At 59.5% G+C, this 21,857-nt stretch carries 23 protein-coding genes and 1 pseudogene; 12 read left to right on the top strand and 12 right to left on the bottom strand.

All coding sequences use genetic code 11. The features are described from left to right. Positions 1–41: 41 nt before the first annotated feature. The gene (nac, locus tag PH558_RS33025) at positions 42–947 is read right to left on the bottom strand and encodes a nitrogen assimilation transcriptional regulator NAC (RefSeq protein WP_285208429.1); all 906 of its coding nucleotides are present in this window, start codon (positions 945–947) and stop codon (positions 42–44) included. A gap of 241 nt (positions 948–1,188) precedes the next feature. Between nac and PH558_RS33020 the strand changes: the two genes are divergently transcribed. From PH558_RS33020 to PH558_RS32995, 6 genes are all read left to right on the top strand, one after another. Next, positions 1,189–1,968 (top strand): SDR family oxidoreductase, encoded by a 780-nt coding sequence (locus PH558_RS33020; protein WP_285208428.1) that lies wholly within the window; start codon positions 1,189–1,191, stop codon positions 1,966–1,968. Beyond that, the gene (locus PH558_RS33015) at positions 1,965–2,672 is read left to right on the top strand and encodes an amino acid ABC transporter permease (RefSeq protein WP_285208427.1); all 708 of its coding nucleotides are present in this window, start codon (positions 1,965–1,967) and stop codon (positions 2,670–2,672) included. Before PH558_RS33020 ends, PH558_RS33015 begins: the two co-directional genes overlap by 4 nt. Beyond that, entirely contained in the window at positions 2,669–3,427 is a 759-nt protein-coding gene (locus PH558_RS33010) for an amino acid ABC transporter permease (protein ID WP_285208426.1), read from the top strand. The genes PH558_RS33015 and PH558_RS33010 overlap by 4 nt, the downstream gene beginning before the upstream one ends. Continuing rightward, positions 3,424–4,194 (top strand): amino acid ABC transporter ATP-binding protein, encoded by a 771-nt coding sequence (locus tag PH558_RS33005; protein WP_285208425.1) that lies wholly within the window; start codon positions 3,424–3,426, stop codon positions 4,192–4,194. Before PH558_RS33010 ends, PH558_RS33005 begins: the two co-directional genes overlap by 4 nt. A gap of 31 nt (positions 4,195–4,225) precedes the next feature. Continuing rightward, on the top strand, positions 4,226–5,062 hold the full coding sequence (locus tag PH558_RS33000; protein ID WP_285208424.1) for an ABC transporter substrate-binding protein: 837 nt from the start codon (positions 4,226–4,228) through the stop codon (positions 5,060–5,062). Between the two features lie 93 nt (positions 5,063–5,155). After that, complete coding sequence (locus tag PH558_RS32995) at positions 5,156–5,830, top strand: 4-carboxy-4-hydroxy-2-oxoadipate aldolase/oxaloacetate decarboxylase (protein ID WP_285208423.1); 675 nt, start codon at positions 5,156–5,158, stop codon at positions 5,828–5,830. A gap of 360 nt (positions 5,831–6,190) precedes the next feature. On the opposite strand, the gene PH558_RS32990 is transcribed toward PH558_RS32995, so the two are convergent. Further along, on the bottom strand, positions 6,191–6,754 hold the full coding sequence (locus PH558_RS32990) for a TetR/AcrR family transcriptional regulator (RefSeq protein ID WP_285208422.1): 564 nt from the start codon (positions 6,752–6,754) through the stop codon (positions 6,191–6,193). A 110-nt stretch (positions 6,755–6,864) separates the two neighbouring features. Here PH558_RS32990 and PH558_RS32985 point away from each other — a divergent pair, with 110 nt between their 5' ends. Together PH558_RS32985 and PH558_RS32980 are read left to right on the top strand one after the other, a co-directional pair. Continuing rightward, the gene (locus PH558_RS32985) at positions 6,865–8,271 is read left to right on the top strand and encodes an amidase (protein ID WP_285208421.1); all 1,407 of its coding nucleotides are present in this window, start codon (positions 6,865–6,867) and stop codon (positions 8,269–8,271) included. Positions 8,272–8,508: 237 nt separating this feature from the next. Then, the gene (locus tag PH558_RS32980; RefSeq protein WP_285208420.1) at positions 8,509–9,516 is read left to right on the top strand and encodes an alpha/beta fold hydrolase; all 1,008 of its coding nucleotides are present in this window, start codon (positions 8,509–8,511) and stop codon (positions 9,514–9,516) included. A 107-nt stretch (positions 9,517–9,623) separates the two neighbouring features. On the opposite strand, the gene PH558_RS32975 is transcribed toward PH558_RS32980, so the two are convergent. Continuing rightward, on the bottom strand, positions 9,624–10,205 hold the full coding sequence (locus PH558_RS32975; RefSeq protein WP_285208419.1) for a TetR/AcrR family transcriptional regulator: 582 nt from the start codon (positions 10,203–10,205) through the stop codon (positions 9,624–9,626). A gap of 223 nt (positions 10,206–10,428) precedes the next feature. Here PH558_RS32975 and PH558_RS32970 point away from each other — a divergent pair, with 223 nt between their 5' ends. From PH558_RS32970 to PH558_RS32960, 4 genes are all read left to right on the top strand, one after another. Continuing rightward, positions 10,429–12,015, top strand: coding sequence for an MFS transporter (locus tag PH558_RS32970; protein WP_285208418.1), 1,587 nt, complete (start codon positions 10,429–10,431; stop codon positions 12,013–12,015). A gap of 146 nt (positions 12,016–12,161) precedes the next feature. Then, the gene (locus PH558_RS32965; RefSeq protein WP_285208417.1) at positions 12,162–12,545 is read left to right on the top strand and encodes a hypothetical protein; all 384 of its coding nucleotides are present in this window, start codon (positions 12,162–12,164) and stop codon (positions 12,543–12,545) included. A 14-nt stretch (positions 12,546–12,559) separates the two neighbouring features. Next, complete coding sequence (locus tag PH558_RS34300) at positions 12,560–12,820, top strand: GNAT family N-acetyltransferase (RefSeq protein ID WP_350223834.1); 261 nt, start codon at positions 12,560–12,562, stop codon at positions 12,818–12,820. A gap of 88 nt (positions 12,821–12,908) precedes the next feature. Beyond that, positions 12,909–13,661 carry an SDR family NAD(P)-dependent oxidoreductase gene (locus PH558_RS32960; RefSeq protein ID WP_285208416.1) on the top strand — a complete coding sequence of 251 codons (753 nt, stop codon included), beginning with the start codon at positions 12,909–12,911 and terminating at the stop codon, positions 13,659–13,661. A gap of 254 nt (positions 13,662–13,915) precedes the next feature. On the opposite strand, the gene PH558_RS32955 is transcribed toward PH558_RS32960, so the two are convergent. The 9 genes and pseudogenes from PH558_RS32955 to PH558_RS32915 form a co-directional block, all read right to left on the bottom strand. Continuing rightward, entirely contained in the window at positions 13,916–14,605 is a 690-nt protein-coding gene (locus PH558_RS32955; protein WP_285208415.1) for a nucleotidyl transferase AbiEii/AbiGii toxin family protein, read from the bottom strand. Then, on the bottom strand, positions 14,605–14,874 hold the full coding sequence (locus PH558_RS32950) for a hypothetical protein (protein ID WP_285208414.1): 270 nt from the start codon (positions 14,872–14,874) through the stop codon (positions 14,605–14,607). Before PH558_RS32950 ends, PH558_RS32955 begins: the two co-directional genes overlap by 1 nt. Before the next feature lie 262 nt (positions 14,875–15,136). After that, entirely contained in the window at positions 15,137–16,384 is a 1,248-nt protein-coding gene (locus PH558_RS32945; protein WP_285208413.1) for an SfnB family sulfur acquisition oxidoreductase, read from the bottom strand. A gap of 29 nt (positions 16,385–16,413) precedes the next feature. Then, complete coding sequence (locus tag PH558_RS32940; protein ID WP_285208412.1) at positions 16,414–17,211, bottom strand: ABC transporter ATP-binding protein; 798 nt, start codon at positions 17,209–17,211, stop codon at positions 16,414–16,416. Between the two features lie 83 nt (positions 17,212–17,294). Beyond that, positions 17,295–18,629, bottom strand: coding sequence for an ABC transporter substrate-binding protein (locus PH558_RS32935; RefSeq protein ID WP_285208411.1), 1,335 nt, complete (start codon positions 18,627–18,629; stop codon positions 17,295–17,297). Between the two features lie 98 nt (positions 18,630–18,727). Next, the gene (locus PH558_RS32930; protein WP_285208410.1) at positions 18,728–19,768 is read right to left on the bottom strand and encodes a branched-chain amino acid ABC transporter permease; all 1,041 of its coding nucleotides are present in this window, start codon (positions 19,766–19,768) and stop codon (positions 18,728–18,730) included. Between the two features lie 3 nt (positions 19,769–19,771). Next, positions 19,772–20,668 carry a branched-chain amino acid ABC transporter permease gene (locus PH558_RS32925; protein WP_285208409.1) on the bottom strand — a complete coding sequence of 299 codons (897 nt, stop codon included), beginning with the start codon at positions 20,666–20,668 and terminating at the stop codon, positions 19,772–19,774. Beyond that, positions 20,668–21,582, bottom strand: coding sequence for an ABC transporter ATP-binding protein (locus PH558_RS32920; protein WP_483314221.1), 915 nt, complete (start codon positions 21,580–21,582; stop codon positions 20,668–20,670). Before PH558_RS32920 ends, PH558_RS32925 begins: the two co-directional genes overlap by 1 nt. Before the next feature lie 130 nt (positions 21,583–21,712). Continuing rightward, a pseudogene (locus PH558_RS32915) lies at positions 21,713–21,857 on the bottom strand (dimethylsulfone monooxygenase SfnG); the annotation flags it as partial.

The raw sequence follows: 21,857 nt of genomic DNA, 5'->3' as shown, positions 1-21,857 counted from the left end.
TCCGACCCGATTTACGGGTCGGAAGGACGCGTTCCGAAGCTCTAAAACTTCAATTGCTCTGTCAGTTCGACGAGGATGTCTTTGACGGCGAATGCCGGCTCCGACAGCGAGTTCTGATCGGAGGTGCAAAGCGACAGCGTTTCCTCGATCCGCGGCGAAATCAGCCGGCAGACGAGGGGATCGCTCGATTCCGAGACGATGCGGTCGGCGATCGCTTTCGGCATGATGGTCGCGCCAAGCCCGCTTCCGACGGCGCGCGCCAGGGTGCGCACGATCTCGACTTCGGCCACGACTTTCAGATTGATGCGGCTGCGCGTAAATGCGGCATCGACGGCCCGGCGCACGAAATTATAAGCCGGCGGCAACAGCATCGGCATTCCATCGAGCGCGCTGACCGGCACGGGTTTCTGGTCTGAATCGATCGCGAAATTGCGATGGGCAACGAGGTAGAATTCCTCCCTCAGGATCGGCTCGAATCGCACGCCTTTGATCGGCCCCGTGCCGTGGATCAATGCCATTTCCAGCCGGCCGGTCATGATCATCTGGCTATAGGTCTGACCGACGCTCTCCGTCAGATGAAGCAGAATGCCGGGGTGCCTCTTTCGTGTCTCCGCCAGAAGGTCGACGGAGAGCGTGGCGGCGCTGCTGAAAGGCACGAGACCGACCGAGACGCGTCCAGCAAGCGAATTGCCGGCGGCGGCGGCATCGGCTTGCGCCTGTTCCATCTGACGCAGAATGATCTGGGCGTGCCGATAAACCGCGTGTCCGGCATCAGTCATGCTGACGCCCTGCTGGCTTCGGATCAGGAGTTTCTGGCCGAAATGTTCCTCGAGCGCCGCCAACTGCTGGCTTAGAGCCGGCTGCGCGAGGTGCAGGATATCGGCGGCCCGCGTGATGCTGCCGCTATCGACGATGGCGATGAAGGATTTGAAGCGTCTGATATCCATGGCATTCGTACTGTTCTGTCTTGCCGAGCATGTTTGCAGACACGGAACTGTTTTGCAACGCGGGCCAATGTCGGCAACCCTGCGGATCGCGGCAAAAGTGGCGCGATGACCTTCGGCTTTAGCCGGCTCGCCGGCGGCCGGCACGTCTCCATAAAACTTGCTTATTACTCCAAAAGTAATCGGTCTTAGGCAAGGAGTTGAAGCTCCGCTAATGTCCACACCAACAAAAAAGGGGATCAGAATGCCATTCTCCGACTACAAGACCGCGCTGGTCACCGGCGCCTCCTCCGGTATCGGCGCCGCAGTGGTGGAGCGGTTTTGCCGCGAGGGTATCGAGGTGCATGCGATTGCCCGCAGTGCCGGCGCCCTGAAGGAACTGGCCGAGCGCACGGGATGCATTGCCCACGTCATCGATGTGACGGATCGCGCCGCAATCGCCGATCTTGCCAACCGGGTTCAGTTCGACATTCTGGTCAACAACGCCGGGGTCGACCGGCCGAAGAAATTCCTTCAGGCTGACGAAGAGGACATCGATCTCCTCATCGATGTCAATCTTCGCGCCGTGTTGCACATCTGCCGTCTGGTCGTGCCGGGGATGGTTGCCCGCGACCGCGGGCATGTCGTCAATATCTCCTCGATCGCCGGAAACTACAATTTCGGCGGCAACTCCACCTATCATGCCGTCAAGGCTGGCGTTGCCATGCTGTCGAACCAGCTGCGCATCGATGCATTCGGCAAGCGGGTCCGGGTCACCGAGATCTGCCCCGGCCGCGTCGCGACCGATATATTCAACCACGTCCATGGCGATGACCCGAGCGTGCGCGAGCGTTTCATCGACGGGTTCGAGCTGCCGCAGGCGGCCGATATCGCCGATGCGATCGCCTTTGCCATTTCAGCGCCGGTCGCAGTCAATATCGGCCACATGGAGATCACTCCGACATTGCAGGTGATGGGCGGCCTGCAAACGGCAAAGCCCGAGTGCTCCGCCGCCACCTACGATGCGGAAGGTGCGAAGCGGTGAGTGGATTCGATCTGTCGGCCATCCTGAAGAATCCGGATTACGTTGCGATGCTCTTGCAGGGCATCGAGATGACTTTCGTCATCTATGTCGGCTCCTGGATCCTTGCGATGACGCTGGCCATTCTGCTTTTTGCCCTTCGCGTCTCGCCGCTTCGCATCAGTGATCCGATCGTGAAAGCTTACGTCTCCTATCATCGCAACGTGCCGACGCTTGTGCAGCTGATGTTCTGGTATTTCGGGATCTATACGCTGATGCCGCAAGGCATCACCGACTGGCTGGCCGATCACAATGCCGAGGCAATCTTTGCCATCATAGGTCTGGGACTGTGCCAGGCCGCCTATTTCAGCGAGGATTTGCGCTCCGGGTTGCGGTCAGTCAGCCCAGGGCAGATGGAAGCGGCCAAAGCGCTCGGGCATGGCTACATCTCGGCCATGCGTTTCGTCATCCTGCCCCAGGGCGTGCGCAATGCTCTGCCGCCGCTCATCAATCACAGCGTTTCCTTGTTCAAGAACAGTAGTCTCGCAATCGTCGTCGGTGCGTCAGAGCTTACCCACGCCGTCAAGGAAATCGACAATGTCAGTTTCCGAACCTTTGAGATCTATCTGATCGGTACGGTCATCTACCTGTTCTTCTCCCTCATCATCATGGCCTTCGGCGCATATATCTCGCTGCGCAGCGATCCGGTGCGGAGGGCGCGCGCGTGATCCAGGATATCATCAAGATTATCCATGATTATTGGCTTCTGCTGCTGATCGGCCAGTATCCCAATGGCCCGCTGGGCGGCCTTGCCAATACGCTGATCCTTTCAGCGCTGGCCATAGCACTCGCATTTCCCGTCAGCATCCTGCTTGCCATGGCCCGGCTCTCCAAATGGGCAGTCCTCAGATGGCCCGCAACCGGCCTCGTCTACATCACGCGCGGCGTTCCGCTGCTGATGCTGATCCTCTGGTGCTATTTCATCGTTCCGCTTTGGACGGGGGCGGATGTACCAAGCTTCCTGATCATGCTGATAACGCTTGTGATCTATGAGGGCGCGTTCCTGAGCGAGGTCGTACGGGCCGGCATCGTCTCGCTCGGCCAAGGGCAGATGGATGCTGCGAGAGCGCTCGGCCACAGTTACATCGGCGCGATGCGCTTCGTGATCCTGCCGCAGGCGCTCTACAACATGATCCCGAGCATGATCTCGACCTTCGTTTCGACGATCAAAGACACGACGCTCGGCTACATCATCAACGTGCCGGATCTGACTTTTGCGGCAAGTCAGGTGAACAACCAGTTGCTGTCGCAACCCTTCCAGGTCTTTTTCATCCTGGCCGTTGTCTACTATGCGCTCTGCTGGAGCCTGACGCATGTCGCAAACAGTGTCGAACGGCGAATTGCCCGCCGGCGAGCCGGGCCACGGAAGATACGCCTGCGCAGCGACGTTGTTCCCTTAAAAACATTCACGGAGCAGCTATGAGCATCCCAGTTTCCGCACCGCAGGACGGCGCTCGGGAGATCCGTCTTCATGCGGTCTGCAAGAGCTACGGACATTACCAGGTGTTGAACAACATCAATGCCGATGTCAGCCGCGGCGAAGTCGTCGTCATTTGCGGACCGTCCGGCTCCGGCAAGTCGACACTGATCCGCACGATCAACCGGCTGGAGGAGATCAATAGCGGTTCGATAGATTTTGAAGGAAGGAATATTCACGCCGCGATGGGCGCTGCCGAGCTCAATCGGCTGCGAAGCCGGATTGGCTTCGTCTTTCAGAATTTCAACCTGTTTCCCCATTTGTCCGTCGTCGACAATGTTTCCATGTCGCCGATCCGGGTCAAGGGTGTGTCGGCGAAAGTGGCGCGCGACAAGGCGCTCGCACTGCTTGATCGCGTCGGTCTTGCCGACAAGGCGCATGCCTATCCGGGCCAGCTTTCAGGCGGCCAGCAGCAGCGCGTTGCCATTGCCCGCGCGCTCGCGATGGAGCCGCCGGTCATGCTCTTCGACGAGCCGACGAGCGCGCTTGATCCCGAAATGGTCGGCGAAGTCCTTAGCGTCATGAAAAATCTGGCGGCCGAAGGAATGACGATGCTCTGCGTTACCCACGAAATGGGCTTTGCCCGCGATGTGGCCGACCGGATCTGGTTCATCGACGCCGGTGAGATCCTGGAGACCGCACCTCCCGAGGAATTCTTCAAGAGCCCCCGTCATCCCAGAGCTCAGCGCTTTCTTTCGGATCTGCGCCACTAAGCACCTAAAATGGATAACAAGGAGAACAGCAATGAACTGGAAATGCTTCACCGTGACATTGGCGCTTTCCGGCGTCGCCATTGCCGTGCCGGCCAAGGCGGATCAGCTCGACACCATCATCTCGGCAAAGACGCTGCGCTGCGCGACCTATGCCGACGTGCCGCCGTTTTCCTCGCCCGACCCGAAAACCAGAGAAATGGTCGGCTTCGATGTCGATCTGTGCCGGGCGATCGCAAACGAACTGGGCGTGAAGGCCGAGATCAAGCCGATTTCGGTCGAGGCGCGTGTTCCCGAAGTGAAGCTTGGCCGCGTCGACATCACGGTTGCCAACCTTGCCTATACGCTGAGCCGCGCCGAACAGATCCAGTTCAGCGATCCCTATTATATCGCCAAGGAAATGCTGATTGTTCCGGCGGATGACGCCGGCAAGACCAAGGCTGATTTCGAAGGCAAGCGTCTTGCCTCGACCAAGGGCTCGACTTCGGAACTGGCAATCAAACTCAACAAGTCCGACCCGCTGACCTTCCAGGATACCGGGTCCGCCTATCTCGCCGTTCAGCAGGGCAAGGCGCGCGGTCTCGTCGCCAACACCATGACGACGACGCTGCTTGTCAACGAATCCGAGACGAAGGGCAAGCAGATGCGCATGATCGACGAACCCATGCTGCTGGAGCCGGTCGGCATCGGCATGCAAAAGGATCAGCCGGCGCTGACCGCAAAGATCAACGAAATCCTTCATAAGCTCGACGGTGCCGGCGAGATCAATAAGATCTGGGAGAAATGGCTGGGTCCGAACACCGAGTACAAAATGACGCGTACCGAAAAGGTCGTCCCGATCACCGAATTGAAGTTCGAACCTATCCCCTGACGACGGGCCGCTTAGCCGGTCAGTTCATCCATCAAAATTATCATCGATAACAGGCGGTGGGCGCCCCCACCGGCCTAAGCATGGGAGGTTTTCGTGACCCACATCAAAGATATCGCCGAGCGGCCGAGCAAAGCAGACGTCGAGGCACTCTCCAAATTCTCACCCGCAACGATCCATGAGGCGCAGGGACGCCGCGGCGCGCTGTCATCACGGCTGAAGCCGGTGGATTATCGCATGAAGCTCTGCGGCCCGGCATTCACGGTCAAGTGCGCGCCGCGTGACAACATCATGCTGCAGCTTGCGATCAACTACGCCAAGCCCGGCGACATCATCGTTGTCTCCGCGGGCGAATATGAGGAAGCCGGTTCCTTCGGTGATGTTCTGGCCAATGCCTGCCTAGCCAAGGGCATTGGCGGCCTGGTGACCGATACCGGCGTGCGCGACACGCTGCAACTGAGAGAACTTGGATTTCCGGTGTTCTCGCTGAGCGTCTGCATCAAGGGCACGGTCAAGGAGACGATCGCCGCGGTCAACGACCCGGTCATCGTTGGCGGAGAGATCATCAATCCCGGCGACATCATCATCGGCGACGCCGACGGGCTTGTCATCGTTCGCCGGGAGGAGGCGCGGGATGTCGCGCGGCTCTCACAGGCTCGTGACGAGGCCGAAGCCGGATACATCGAGGCTTACAAACAAGGAAAATCCGTTATCGAAGTCAGTAAGCTGGAGCCTGTATTGCAGGCTAAGGGCCTGATCAGCACTATTTGATGCTCACTTGAACTGGGCACTTGTCGGATCGATGTGCCGGTGATCGCGGCGATTCAGGCGAAAGGCGTCTTGAAGAGGGGTATACCATCGCGATCGGTGATCTGTTTTGAGTTATACCTGCCTCGAGTCGGGATCACGGCGCAGAGATTCTGCTTTAGCTGTAAGCGCAAGGTTTAGCGCTGGAACAATCGTATCGCCAGTTCGTACCTCTTCAAGAGCTTAAACTCGTCCAGTCTTCTTACCCAGTCTCGAAGTCAGTGCCGCAAAGGTTCTTACGAACGTATCGGTCTGACAGAAACAATGTCGCGCGCGAGCCCCGAAGAGCAACACCCCTGGAGCTCGGCTTTCTGCGCCTAGGGTTCAAGCTGGAAGCAAGCCTGCAGCACGATAGCTTTCAATCAGGGCATCATAGAGGGCGATATCTGCGCGGCTCCGTGCCATGAGCTGCGCACCCGCCACCGCGGCAAACACGGCCTTGGCGTGCGCCTCGCTAGTTTCCGGCTTGACCGTTCCAGTCGCGACAAGTGCCTTCTGCAACCACGCGACATTGACGTCAGCGAAAGTTTGAACTTCTTTTTTTAAGGGATCCGGCAGTTCATCGTACTCGGCTCCCATGAAACTGCAGAGGCACATGCGGTTCTCGTTTTCGAGCGCCTTGCGAAAGGTCTCCGGGAAAGACCGCAGCTGCTCAACCGGATCGGGCTTCTCGTGCGAGATCTTTTCGAGATCGGCGGCTGCGTCTTCCCAATATCGCTTGGCGACTGCCGTGGCGAGCTCGGCCTTGCTCGGGAAATGATAATAAAGGCTGGCCGCCTTGATGCCGACTTCGGCGGCGAGATCGCGCATGCTGAGGCCGCCATAGCCATGGGCCTGGGCCGATTTCTTCGCAGCCTCAAGAATATCTTCACGCGCATTCGAGCTCATTTTACGGCCTTTCTGGTCGGTTCCAGTTAATCGAAAACAGGGGCTTGACCAAGGGAAAGTTTGCTCTTAGCGTTATCTACCTAACGTTAGTTAGTTTAGAGGATGCAAAAATGCAAGAACATGAACTGTACTACACGGATGCCACCAAACTGGCCGACCTGATCCGCACCAAGCAGGTCTCGCCGGTCGAGGTTGTCAAGGCGCATCTCGATCGTATCGAGGCCGTCAATCCCAAGGTCAACGCCATCGTCACGATGGCCGGCGGGGCACTCGAGGCTGCAAAGAAGGCGGAGGCTGCGGTCATGTCAGGCGGAAAGCTCGGCGCGCTGCATGGCGTGCCGTTCACAGTCAAGGACAGTATCGATACCGCCGGTGTCCTGACCCAACGTGGCTCGCCGATCTTCAAGGGACGTGTGCCCGACACCGACGCTACAGCGGTTGCCCGCGTCAAGGCTGCCGGAGGCATCCTTATCGCCAAGACCAATCCGCCCGAGTTTGCCACCTCGATCGAGACCGACAACCTTCTGACCGGCCGGACCAACAACCCCTGGAATCTCGACTACACACCTGGCGGTTCGAGTGGCGGCGAGTCCGCCGCGGTCGCAGCCGGCATGTCCCCGCTTGGTATCGGCAGCGATCTGTCGATCTCGACCCGTGGCCCGGCCGCCCACACCGGCATCGTCGGCCTCAAGGCAACGCATGGCCGCGTGCCTTTGACCGGGCACTGGCCGCGTGCCCCGCGTCGCCTCTGGCACATCGGCCCGATGGCACGCAGCGTGCGTGACGTGGCAGTGGCCTATTCGATCATCGCCGGTCCTGATGGTGCCGATGGCTTCTCCACCGTCCCGCCGACTGTCGATCTCGGCACGCTGCAGATCCGTCCACTGCGCGTGGGCTGGATCGCCGACAACGGCTTCTTCGGGCCGATCGATCCCGAGGTTGCGACAACGGTAAAGGCCGCGGCACAGGCGCTGGCCGGCGTTGGGGCCGAGGTCGAGGAGGTCGATCTACCGCTTCTGCGCGACACCGATACGGTTACCGTCCTGTGGCAGCTTCATCAGATGGAAGCCGCTCCCGGCTTTGCCGCAGCCATCGCCGGCCACGAGGATCTGGTGTTCCGCCATGCCAAGCTGGTCCTCGATGGCGCCGACACGCCGATTAAGGACTTCGTCGCCCACGAGCAGACGGTAGAGCGCCTGCGCGACGAGTTCGCCGGCTTCTTCCAGCGTTATGACGTGCTGCTTGCGCCTGTCACGCCGTTCCCGGCGACAAAACACGGCCTGGACGATGTGATCGTGGACGGAAAGGCCTGGTCGCCATTCCAGGTTATGAACGGAACCTCGCCCTTCAGCCTGACCGGTCTGCCGGCGATGACTTTGCGGTTCGGGACCAGCGGAAACGGTCTGCCGATCGGCGTTCAGCTATCGTCTGCCTGGTACGCAGAGTCGACGATGTTCGACGCGGCGGCGCGCCTGGAAGCGGTAAGCCAGTTTCGCAACCTATATCCGTCCCTCTGACATCAAGGCACCCGAGAACCTGCTTCCGGGTGCCTCACGTCGCGCGCGGCCCTGCGCGAAGAAAAAGAACAACATCTCCCTCGTGCTTCCGGCTCGAGCTGTTGTCCAGGACCCCAGGCAGCTTCAGGCGCGGCAATCGGCACCTCCCGAGCGGTGCGGCCATTCAATGCACCGCCTTCTCTTCATGAAAGCCAGAATCCAAATTCACCCTGCTATCCCCCTCAGGAGATCCGACAGATGACTGGAAAGACAGACCTCGACCGCCGCACCGTACTGCGCGCCATTACCGCTGCCTCGGGTATCGCGCTGGCCGCCGCAGTATCGGCAAAGCCCGCCTCGGCGCAGACAGGCAAGACACAGGCGGTCACCGGCCCCTCCGACTTCGAGCCGGTCGAGGTCAAAACCAAGGACAACAGCATTTTCTTGAGGCGTTACGGCAGTGGATCGCCCGTGCTTCTGGTCCATGGTTTCCCGCGATCCAGCCTGATGTGGCGCTTCGTGGCGCCGTTGCTTGCGAAAAATCACACCGTTATCGCCGTCGATCTTCGCGGCTATGGGCAAAGCGGCATTCCGTCATCGACAGACGATCATTTCGCTTATTCGAAGCGGGCGATGGCTGACGAGCTCGTAGAGGTCATGGACAAGCTCGGCTTCTCGAAATTCGCCGTCGTCGGTCATGATCGTGGTGCTCGTGTCTCCTATCGGATGACACTCGATCATCCCGAAAAGGTCCAGCGCTTAGCCGTGCTCGACGCGATTCCGATTTCGGAAGGATGGGGTCATGCCGACGCGCGATTCGCGCTTGCCTATTGGCCATGGACACTTCTTGCCCAGAAGGCGCCGCTGCCGGAGAGATACCTTGCGGGGGATCCCGATGCGATCTTCGAGAACACTTTTGGACATGGGTCGTTTGGGCCCGATATCCGCGCCGAGTATACCGCGACCTATCATGACAAGGACCGCATCCACGCCGTCTGCGAAGAGTTTCGAGCTGCCGCCTCGATCGATATCGAGCACGACAGGAAGGATCAGGAGGCCTCGCGGCGCATCGGCTGCCCGGTCCTGCATCTGTGGGGCGCGGGCGGTCCGCTAGACACTTTTTATGAAAAGGACGGCGGCCCGCTTGGTATCTGGCGCAAGTGGGCCGATAACGTTCAAGGGCGGGCGATGCAGGGCGGCCACTTCTTCCCCGAAGAGAACCCGGCCGAAACCGCCGAGCTGCTCATCAAGTTCCTTCCGGCGTAACCCGAACTGGATTCGGCAGTTGCCAGAACCCGAGAAGGCTGACGTATTTTATGGGGCCATCCGGCGGGTTTGCGCCGGATGGCCCATCGCGAAGGTCAACGGCGAAGTCAGGAAGGCCACGCAACCAAAGCCCTGTTGATCACCTGCTGAAGCTGCGCTCTTGTTGCGCCCGCCTGTGCGTCCAAGGCCATTCCCGTTCCCAGCACGAGAACGTAGCGCGCAAGCTCTTCCGCGTCTGAACCTGCGGGAAGATCGCCGGTGGCAACCGCGGCTTCAAAGCGTCGAATGAGGCGGCCCCGACGAGAGGCGCGAAGCTCTGCCTGCCTTTGCTCCACAGCTTCTACCGTCAGAGATCCCGACATCGTACACTTGATCGCCAAGCAGCCCACAGGGTGTGAAGGGTCGGTATAGATGTCGGCGAGCCTAGTCAGCATGCTCTCGACGACCCGGCGCGACGTCTGCTCCTTCAACGCCTCTTCAGCGGCGCCGAGGTAGGTTTTGTAGTAGCGCTCGAGCACGATCCGAAACAGACCGTCCTTGCTGCCGAAGGCAAAATAGAAGCTTGGCGGCTTGCAACCGATGATGCGTGTCAGGTCGGCGAGCGAGGTGCGGTCATATCCGTGCTCCCAGAAAAGCGTCGTCGCCTTGGAGACTGCCTCGTCAATATCGAACTCTCTCTGCCGCGCCATCGCGAGCCGCCCTTCCATTTCCGTTCAAATATATCGGTCGCTAAAGAAAAGCCTTGACGACCCCTGATTTGGCAAATATAGCGTATACTATAGTTTGGCGCAATGCCGAATGGAGGCCGCTCCACACGCCTTGCCAAGAAGACTTTTGACAAACGGGAAGCGCGCAAGCCGGGAGCCTTCTGCACCCGATCCGTCATCAACACAGCCAACCCCAGAGAGAACGATGAAGAGACAGACACGCAGTTCGTCACGCGGATCGGAAGAGACAAGGAAGTTTCTCGTTCTGATGAGCGCCGGTTTCGCCTCATCGCTGATCATGCTGGACTCCAATATCGTCGCCGTGTCCTTGCCGTCGATAGCCAGAACGCTGGGAGCGACATTCACGGAGATCGAATGGGTGGTGAGCGCCTACGTTCTCGCCTTCGCCGCATTGCTGCTGGCGGCCGGCTCCTACGCGGACCGGCACGGCCGCAAGCTCGCGATGCTCGCGGGCCTAGTCATATTCACCATCTCGTCCGCCATTTGCGGACTGGCGACCTCGGCGCTGATGCTCAATCTTGCGCGAGCGGTTCAGGGCGTCGGAGCAAGCCTTCTTCTGACGGCATCCCTCGCCGTCATCAATCACACGTTCACGGGCGCCGAGCGTGCACGGGCCTACGCGTTCTGGGGCGCATGTCTCGGCATTGCGATCACCTGCGGACCGATCATTGGCGGCGTCATCACCGATTTCTTCGGCTGGCGCTGGGCATTCCTGATCAATCTGCCGATTTGCGCGGTTCTGATCGTCGCGGCCTGCCTGTTTGTCGAGGAGTCTAGTGATCATGAGGCCAAGAAGCTCGACTTTCCCGGGATCGTCACCTTCAGCGCCGGTCTGTTCCTGCTGATCTGGGCCTCGATCGACGGCAATAATCTTGGCTGGTTCAGCCAGGCCATTCTGCTGCGTCTTCTTGGGGCTCTTGTCTTTCTGATCGCATTCTATTGGATAGAGACGAAGGAAGAGCGTCCGATGATCGATTTCGGATTGTTCCGCCAGCCAACCTTTCTGGGCTCGGCTTTTGCTATGCTCGGCTACGCGATCGGCGCTCAGGTCCTGATCTTTTTCCTGCCGTTGTTTCTTCAGAACTCCTATGGGCTTGCACCCGCTGTCGCAGGTCTTGCCATGCTGCCGTTCGCGCTGCCGATGTTCCTCACACCGCGTTTCGGCGCCGGTCTGGCTTCGCAATATTCGGGTCGCGCCCTGCTGACGCTCGGGTTCTCGGTCACCACACTCGGCGACCTGCTTCTCTATCTATTCGCGGAGACTGGCGCCGCGTATCCGCTCTTCGCCGTTGCCATGGTGCTTGCAGGCGCCGGGGCCGGGCTCCTGAACAGCGAAACGGCGAAAGTCATGCAGGGGGCTGTGCCACCCCAGCGCGCCGGCATGGGATCGGGTATCTCGGCAACGACGCGCTTCGTCGGCTTGCTGTTCGGCGTTGCCGGACTTGGCGCAGTTCTTTCGCATGGTGTGAATGCCCGCTTTGTCTCGGCTGACGCGGTCAGTGGAATGGAGGCCGGTCTTCTTGCCCAGGCTGCCAAGCGGGTCGCATCCGGTGATCTGGACGGCGTCATCTCCGTCCTCGGCGATGGCGCACGTGAGGCTGTTCGCTCTGCCGCACAGAGCGCCTTTGCCGGCGGCTTTGGCGATGCGAGCCTGAGCGCCGCATTCGCCGCGGCATTCTTTGGAATTCTGACCTACTCGCTGGTACGTGCCGCAGACACCACGCCAAACGGCGCCGCCAAGGACGATGAACTGGCGCCGGCGATGGAGTAGGGCGCCACAGGCTTCAGGCTCAGTTCGTGTGGGCGCATCGTTGGCGCCCCGCGCCAATCGCACATGCCAATTCATCCACCTTGACGGTCATCACAGAGACCCGCCATGCTCGACACAGCCGATGTCCGCCTGTTGGACAACCCGATATGGTCCGCGCTGATCACCAGCAACAAAACGCTCGCCTTTGGCGGCCTGCTGGCAAAGCGGTTTTTCCCGACGTCGCTCCATTTGCGGCAGTCGGAGAACAAGAGCCGGCTTCGCTGCGCTCCCTGGCCGCCCTCGCCACAGAAGCGCACCGGATTGCGCTCGTTACTCCAAGCCAGCTGCTCGCACCGGCTGGGCTCGTCACCGAGATGCAAGCGCCGCTTCTGCAGATGGTTCTCGAAAAGCCGATACCGGTCCCGAAGCTGGACATCGTCCCAACCCTCCTTGGAAAGACGGATGTCGGCGCGATGCTCGATCTCGCAGCCCGCACCCGTCCCGGCCCCTTTGCAGAACGTACACCGCATTCGGCCGCTACTACGGGCTGAAGATCGATGGGGTTTTGGTCGCGATGGCCGGAGAGCGGTTCCGGTTCGGACGATTCGTGGAGATAAGTGCCGTCTGCGTTGCACCTGAATTCCGGGGCCGGGAATTTGCCGCATTCCTGATCGCTGGATTGGCGGAGCGGCTCCGGTCAGAGGAAATCATCCCCTTCCTTCATGTCTTTACAAACAACCGCAGCGCAATCGCACTCTACGAAAAGCCCGGTTTTTCAGCGCGGCGCGGATTCTTCGTTACAAGTATGCGTCCCGTAAGGAACTGACCAAGTCAGAAAACCGCTTCCGTATCGAAGGCAATCGCTCGGTACGGCGTGCATTTAAATCCCAATCATCACGTAATGGAGAAAGCTTATGGATACGTCTCTGAAAGGTAAAGTGGCGCTTATAACCGGGGGTGGCGAAGGTATCGGCCTTTCGTCGGCTCGGCGGATGGTCGAGGAAGGGGCATCGGTGTTCATACTGGGCCGTCGTCAAGCCATCCTTGATGCCGCCGTCGCGAGCATCGGCGGCGATATTGTAGGCATCGCAGCCGACGTCTCGAAAATCGCCGAACTTGAACGCGCCTACGAAATCGTCCGATCATCAAAAGGGAAGATCGACATTCTTCTTGCGAATGCCGGGGTACAAACTCGCGAAGCTCTCGGGTCTATCACCGAAGAGGGTATCGACAGCCAGATCGCCATCAACTTCAAGGGCGTGATCTTTACGGTTCAACTGGCTCTGCCGCTGCTCGTCGATGGCGCTTCCATCATTCTGACTGGATCTGCAACGGGCGTGAAGGGTATTCCAAACCGCACGGTATATTCTGCGACGAAGGCAGCTATTCGCAGCTTCACCCGGACCTGGGCGAATGAGCTGAAGGGCCGTCGCATCCGCGTCAACACCCTGAGCCCGGGCCCGATCCTTACGCCCTTGCTGGAGCAGACCTTTGCCGATCCGAAAGTCAAGCAAGCCTACATGTCGACAGTGGTGGCCGCAGTTCCGCTCGGGCGCGCAGGCCAAGCTGATGAGATGGGCGACATTGCTGCTTTCCTTGCGTCGGATGCCGCCAGCTACATAAATGGAGCTGACATTCAGGCGGACGGCGGGTTCGCGCAGGTCTAGATGCTTCGCCGGAGGCGCAAATCCCGTCGCTGTCGCATGGGGATAGTCTCGCGGATATAACGCCGTGAGCACATAGTGAGAGCGAGGCGACGAGAATCATCGAGTACCGCTCAACATGCCGACGACCGCAATACCGACTTATGCGCTTTCCAGGAACAGTCTGGCATTTCCCCCGGCTCTACGATCACCTGCTTGAACAAAATGAAGATAGGAAGGCCGACGGATCGAATCTGTTCAAGAGCAAGTAGTCCCGCTTAAACCTCGGTTGTTGGCTCATAGCCACAAACGGCCTCTAAAATCTCAATTGTCACCTGCTGTGCTTGCGATGGAATCCTTGAGTATTTTGACTGGTACAGAAGTTTGGACATAACAGCCTCGGCGAGCCGTGCGTCCATCACGCGCGCCGTTTTCAGCGCGCGCGTGCATGAGTCCTTGAATGGAATGAGCGCCTTTACGAGATAATCATGGCCTTCGCTCTCGCGGACGCACGCGATATCGAACATATCGCGTGGCTGCATTAAGCCCCCGCGATAGAAAATCTTCTTCGCGACGATCTCGGCTGGCGTTTCGAGGTGAACCCTCTGCCCACGTATTTCTCTTTCCCTTGTGGGCTCAGATGTAAGGTGCGTTGCGACGATAAAGTCGACCTCTCCGATATCCTTGAACACGATTTTGAGAGCATGCGTGCCGTCGAAAGTGTAAGCGTCAGGGTACAAGTCGAGAGCGAAGCCCTGCGTTTGTGGATTGAGATAAGATAGCACCTGAGGATCGTCGATGAAGATATCGACGTCGAAACTTTCACGGTGGCCGATTTGAAGCATCAGCGCAGTGCCGCCGCCGAAACTCCAGCTGTCGAGAACGGGGAACTTCGAATTAACTTGGCTGATTATTTTCAGGGCCTGGTCAAAGAGCTCTGCCCAATGACTATTTTGCGATTGTGTCACTAGGCAGCTCGGGCAAGCGGCAGTTCGTATCCGGCCATGTCCGAAAACCGCTGGGCAACGACAGAGGCATCAGTAAGATTGACGTGCATTTCATCCAGAAACGAATGCTGAAGGCTTTCGCAAACTTCAGAAAAGAACGCAAACGCAGATGCGTCGTAATGGTCGGCGCTTGCCGGGTCGACAATCTTCGACGCCAATTGTTCAGCCGAAAGGCTCGTCCCGTAAGGGGCGTTTACCGTGGCTAATACTGTCATAGTGACGAACGTCATCGATTTTTACCGCAATTAATACGTTGCTTTATATAGCGTCTTGCGGCGGTGGAGACAAGGAGCGAGCAATTTGACGGCCTCGGTTGGTGGGGTCCTATTCCCTTCGACTGCAAACGAGGTTCTTTTCTCTTCGACAGAGATCTTACTACAGCCGCTGAAATTCTGGCCTACTTATGGGGATCTGTCCCAAAAATATCTTGTTGGCCTATCCAACGGATTAGAGCGGGCGCGGGATCTCGCCCACGCCCGGTTTACAACGCATCTAGCTCCAGGCATGGAGCGGTGGCTTTTCGCCATTTAGGAAGTACTTGCCAAGGATGGCGTATTTCCACCGCACCGGATCGTGCAGCGTGTGCGTGCGGGCGTTGCGCCAATGCCGATCGAGATTGTGTTCGGCAAGTGTCGAGCGGGTCCCAGCCAGTTCAAACAGCTTATTGGCGGCGGCAATCGCGATTTCCGTGGAGAGGATTTTTGCCTCGGCTGTTACGATCTGCGCTTCGGCCACTGTTTCCTCGGTTGGGTCCGCCACCGCCCGATCGATCGCATAGCCGGCCTTTTCCAAGAGCGCCTGCGCTGCATGGAGGCGCAAGGTCAGATCGCCGACGGCCTGGATCGTATAGGGATCGTCGGAGGCGCGCTCGAGCCCGCTGTCCACCCAGGCGCGGGTCTTGGTGCGCACGAAGTCGATGGTTTCGTCGATGGCGGCTTGCGCAATGCCGGTATCGACCGCCACCTGGATGATCTGGAAAATGGCGCCGTCCGCGGTCGGCTTGTCGTAACCCTTGTAGCCTGGCACCAGATGGGTCTTGGGCACCTTGACGTTGTCGATGATCACCGTGCCTGAAAGCGTCGTGCGCTGACCGAAGCTCGACCAGTCGTCGATAACGGTGAGCCCCGGTGCGGCGCGATCGGCAATCGCGTACCAGGCACGACCCTCGTCATCGAGCGCGACGATCGGCACCAAATGGGCAAGCAGAGCGCCGGAGGAATAGAACTTCTGCCCCTTGACGATCACATGGTCGTCGGCGTCCGTAAACTTCGTCTCGAAGTCGACGGCCCGCTTCGAGCCGAACTCCGAGAAGGCATTGCCGAAACGCGTGCCCTTCAGCACCTCGTCGAACAATAGCTTCTGTTGTGCCTCATCGGAGACGGTGCGGATGGCGGCGACGACGCCCAGGTGATTTTGCGCAACCTGGCCGATCGAGGAATCGGCGGCAGAGATGATCTCGATCACCTTGGCGAGCGTAGCGTAGGAAACTTCAGGTCCGCCGAATTTTTTGGGCACGTTGATCGACCATAACCCGCTCTGGGAAAATGCATCGAGTTCGGCCGCCGGCCAAATCCGCTCACGGTCACGCTTGGCGGACTCCTTGATGAATTCCGCTGCCAATTTTTTGGCAACCGCGATTGCCTCGGCGTCGTTCTTGATGATGTGAGCTGGCTCGGTTGGTCTTGCAACGGGTGGAACCGCGTTGGCGGCATTGTCGGTCTTCACTTGCGAAATTGTCATGTGGAACTCTCCTCTTCAGATGTAATGGATTAGGGATTGGCTGCCGGGAGTGTGGATATGACGTGGCCGCCAATTGCGGCCTTACGGCCGAGATAGAGGTCCTGTACCTCCTTGCGCTGGCGCAGATCAGCGGCTGTCCCGTCAATGGCGGTGACACCGTGTTCGAGGATCGTGGCGCGGTCGGCATATTTGAGCGCGATGGCGGAGTTCTGTTCGGCCACAAGAATGGAGAGCCCTTCCTCTTCATTTAGGTGGCGCAATGTCCGGAAAATGTCCTGGACGACAAGCGGTGCCAGACCCATGGAAGGCTCGTCGAGGACAAGCAGGCGCGGCCGCGACAACAGGGCGCGGCCGATTGCCGTCATCTGCTGTTCCCCGCCAGAGGTCAACCCGGAGGTCACGCGGCGCTTTTCTTTGAGGCGTGGGAACAAAGCGTAGATTTTTTCGAGATCGGCTGTGATTTCAGAGCGTGTCGCGCTGCGGCCAAGCCCGCCGGAGATCAGGTTCTCCTCCACGGTCAAGGTCCGGAAGCAGTGACGGCCTTCGAGCACCTGCACGAGCCCGGCGCGAACAAGTTCCGATGGGCTTGCCGTCGTCACGTCGATTCCGCCGAAGCGAATATGTCCCGCGACGATCTGGCCGCGTTCTGCCGGCAAAAGGTTTGATATGGCTTTGAGCGTCGTCGTCTTGCCCGCACCATTGGCGCCGAGCAGGGTGACGATCTCGCCACGCTTGACGGTGAGACTCACCTCGCTCAGTGCCCTGATTGTGTGATTGTAGGTTGCCTTCACGCCTTCGACGCTGAGCAGGATATCCGCAAAGACCATTTGATTTTCCTCGGACTTGTCGCGGACGGGACCGATCCCTGGCGGCGGCAGGCATGCCGCCGCCAGGTTGGGTTCGCCGCCAATCAGTTGGTGGCGGCTTCCGCGTCTTGGGAGGTGCGCAGCTTGATGCCCTTTTCCTTGGCATAGGCCTCGGAGGATTTTTCGATGATGGGACGTAGCAGAGCCCAATCCGGCGCGATCCAGTCGGAAACCACCTTCCACTTCTTGCCGTCCCATTGCTGGAAGGTCACGTAACCGTTGCCTTCGTGGTTGTCCCAGGTGACGTTGATGGAGTGGAACAGGTCCTTGGCGCCCAGCGCTTCGACGCGAGCCGGGTCGAGCCGCAGATGCTCGAAGCCCCAGCGCACTTCATCGCCGGTCAACGTTCGCTTACCGAATTTCTCCTGTGCGATGCGGATCGCCTCGACGTTCAGGATGCCGTTGACGATGCCGAGATTGTGATAGACCGAACCGATGCGGCTCTTGTCCTCGAGATTGCCCTTGCCCTGGTCATACAGCGTCTCGACGATCTCCTTGACGACCGGATACTCGGCGCCGGAAGCCTGTGTGGTAATCGCGGTGTAGCCCTTTGCCGCTTCGCCGGCGGGGATGACGTCTTCCTCGGAATTCGACCAGACATTACCGATGATGTGATCGACCGGATAACCGACCTTGACGGCGGTCTTCAGCGCAACGGGATTCATCACACCCCAGCCGCGCAGGACGACATAATCCGGCTTAGCACGACGGATCGTCAGCCATTGCGACTGCTGCTCGTTGCCGGGATGAGGAACTTCGATCTGCTGCAGGTCGAAGCCGTATTTCTTCGACAGGAGTTCGTAGATCGGAATGGTTTCCTTGCCATAGGGCGAGCCGTGGTAGAGGACCACGATCTTCTTGCCCTTGAGATTGTCGAGACCACCGAGCTTGGAGGCAATGTAGTTCACGATGCCTGACGTTTCGCTGTAGGGATTGAGCAGCAGCGGGAACACGTAAGGGAAGACGCGGCCATCGGTGGAATCGGTGCGGCCGTGATTGATCGTGATCAGCGGCACCTTATCCTGGCTGATGCGGTCGATCATGGCATAGGCGATGCCAACGGAAAGCGGGTTCCAGGCCGCCGCGTTGGGGTGGCTTTTCTGCCGTTCATAGCACTCGACGCCACGTTCGACCTCATACTGGGTTTCGCACTCGTTCCAGGTCAGCTTGACGCCGTTTACACCGCCGTCGCGCGTGTTGATCAGGTTCAAGTAATCGATGAAGCCGCCGAAGAAGCCGGTGCCGCCGGCCGCGTAGGGGCCGACGCGATAGCTTTGCAGCGGAAAATATTGCTCGTCGGCATGTGCGGCGGGAAGCGCCACCGAGAAGGCGATCCCGGCAGCGAGCGCCGCGATCTTGAATTTGCTGAAGATTGTCATTTCTGGATACACTCCGGGTGATGGCCGGCGAGATGACCGGACCTGCATTGATCGAAAATGGATTTCTTGCTTTTGGGAGCGCGCGCTCCGGGTTCAGTTCAGCGCCGTGTCAGAGCGCTGCCGATTCGTCTTACGTTTCTGTCCCAGAGGGCGACGAGGCCGTCCGGTTCGAGAATGAGAAATAGGATGATCAGGCTGCCGAGCACGATGCGCTGGCTCATGTCGAGCACGCCGGAATCAAAGATGTCGCCGAGAAAGAAGGCTCCCAATCGCGACAGGACGAGCGGAAACACCACAATCAGCGCTGCCCCGAGAAAGGCGCCGCGAATGGAGGCGAGCCCACCGATGATGATGATGAACAGCACCTGGAAGGAGCGATCGAGGTTGAAACCCGCCGGTTCCACGGTGCGCAGATATGTAAAGGCCCAGAGGACGCCGGCAACGCCGATGATGAAGGAGGAGATCGCAAAGGCGAGCAGCTTGGTCTTCAAGACCGGCACACCGATGATGCGGGCGGCGGTTTCGTTGTCACGCACAGCAATGAAATTCCGCCCTGTCTGGGACGACACGAGCCGCAGCGCCAGAAAGGTGAGCACAGTGACGACCGTCAGCGCGAAAAGATAGCGACCGATCGCGCCATCGAAAGCTAAGCCGCCGATGCGAAGCGGCGGCGCGTCGATCACGCCCGAGGCGGAGTCGTTCGAAAACCAGCTGAACTTGGTCAGTCCCCATTGCACGAAGAATTGTGCGGCGAGCGTCGAGACCGCGAGATAAAAGCCCTTGAGCCTCAGGCTCGGCAGGCCGAAGACAATGCCGATCGCCGCCGCCGACAGACCTGCGAGCACGATGCTTGCGATCAGCGGCAGTCCCTCGATGCGCAGATTGAAATTATAGGCACCGAAGGCGCCGACCGCCATGAAGGCAGCGCTGCCCAGCGAGACCTGTCCGGCATAGCCTGTCAGGATATTCAAGCCGACGCCGGCAAGGCTGAGTGCCAGGAACGGCAGCAGGATCGCTTCGAAGAGATAGCTGGTACCGACGAAGGGGACGACGAGATAGGCCACGACAAGGAGTGCTGCCGGCGCGAGCCAGCGCGGAAGCGTCGGGCTGCTGGCCAGATCATGTGTGATGGACGCCATGGTTCAGACCCTTTCGACGAGCTTCTGGCCGAACAGACCGGAGGGGCGGATGAGCAGGAAGGCGAGCGCCACGACATAGGCGAACCAGCTTTCGATCCCGCCGCCGAAATAGTCGCCGAGATAGACTTCGGCGAGCTTCTCGGTCGCTCCGATCAGCAACCCGCCGACGATCGCCCCGGCAACGGAATCGAACCCACCAAGCACCAGGACGGGCAGGGCTTTCAGGACGACCAGAGACAGCGAGAACTGGACGCCGAGCCGAGCGCCCCAGAGGAGCCCCGCCACCAGCGCCACCAGACCGGCGGTCGCCCAGACCGTGGCCCAGATCCAGGGCAGGCGCAGGCCAACGGCAAGTGCCGCGAACTGATCATCGGCGACGGCGCGAAAAGCGAGACCGACGCGGGTAAAACGAAAGAAGATCGACAGCAGCGCCACCATGATGGCCGCCACGGCCGCGGCGAAGATGTCGAATTGGCTGATGAGAACGCCGCCGACATCGAAGGGAACGTCTTCGATGCCGAGATCCAGGCCATGCACCTGCGTTCCCCAGATCAGCTGGGCGGCGCCTTCGATGACATAGGAGAGGCCAAGCGTCGCCATGAACAGCGTGATGGGTGGCTTGTTGGTGAGCGGCCGCAACACGATCCGTTCGATGGCGATGCCGATGATGACCATCAGCGCGAAGGTGAGCGCGAGCGCCAGCGCAAACGGCACGCCTTTCTCGACCAGGCTGACGAAGGTAAGGGCTGCGAACAGCAGCAGTGCCCCTTGAGAGAAATTGAGCACGCCGGAGGTCTTGTAGATCAGGACGAAGCCGATCGCGACGAGCGAATACATCACGCCCGACAGCAGTCCGCCGACAAGCACCTCTATGAAGAAAAGCCAATCGAAATCCGCCATCAGATTCCCGCTCCATCTTCATTTTCCGTGGCGACGCCCAGATAGGCATCGATGACGCGCTGATCGGCCCGCACCTCCTCCGGCGTGCCGTCGGCGATCTTGCGGCCGTAGTCGAGCACGGCGACCCGATCCGACAGTTCCATCACGAGGCCGATGTCGTGTTCGATCAGAATGATCGTGGTGCCATGGGCTTTGCGGGTTGCTTGCACGAAGCCGGCCATTTCCTGCTTTTCAGTCGCGGTCATGCCGGCCATCGGCTCATCCAGAAGCAGAATATCCGGCTCCGCGACCAGCGCGCGGGCAAGTTCGACCCGCTTCTGCAGGCCATAAGGCAGGGTGCCGGCAAGCCGGTCGGCGATATCGTCAAGATGAAGGAAAGAAAGGATCTGCCGTGCGCGCTCGCGGGCATCCGCTGCCTCCCGGCGCGCAGTGCCGATGCGTGCGATCTGGCCGATGAAGCTCGAGCGGACGGTATAGGCTCGACCGGAGATGACATTATCGAGGACGCTCAGGCCCTTGAAAAGCGCAAGATTCTGAAATGTCCGGGCAATGCCGAGGTGTGCGAGCTTTTCCGTGGGGACATTGCGATAGCGCTTTTCACCGATCCGGACATGGCCCCGATCCGGCCGATAGACGCCGCAAATGACGTTGACGAGTGAGCTCTTTCCGGCGCCGTTCGGTCCGATAATGGCGCGGATCTCGCCGCGCTCAACACTGAGGTCGATATCGGCAAGAGCCGAGACGCCGCCAAAAGAAAGGCTGACGTCATCAAGCGTAAGCAGAACCTCTGCAGAAGCAATCGCCGCATTGGCAACTGAATCCGCTTGAGCTGCAATTTCGATCCGACCGCCCTGGAGTCCCGGCGGAGGAGGGGATGTTTCGTACCCCTCGAGCGCATAGGTCATCGCCTGTATGTCCTTCCCTCTCACGGCCCCTCACAGCATTCGTTGGCTGACGAGGCACAGGTTCCCGTCGGAGCCGGCTAGGTTCCGTTATGCTTTGCCGATTGCGGGCCGCTTCGGTGGCCCGCTTCTCTCGGGATGTTTATTCCGCCGCGACCGGTTGCGCGACCTGCAATGCTTCCAGTTCTCGCACCAGCGGAATGACGTGCTTGCCGAAATATTCGACCTCTTCCTGGAAATGCAGGAAGCCGAGAAGGATCAGATCGGCACCCACCTGCTTCAGAGCG

Origin of the sequence: Rhizobium pantanalense (assembly GCF_030182525.1) — a bacterium.
In the GTDB taxonomy this organism is placed as follows: Bacteria; Pseudomonadota; Alphaproteobacteria; order Rhizobiales; family Rhizobiaceae; genus Rhizobium.
The sequence above is the reverse complement of the archived record's forward strand: the minus strand, read 5'-3'. Positions and strand labels throughout refer to the sequence as shown.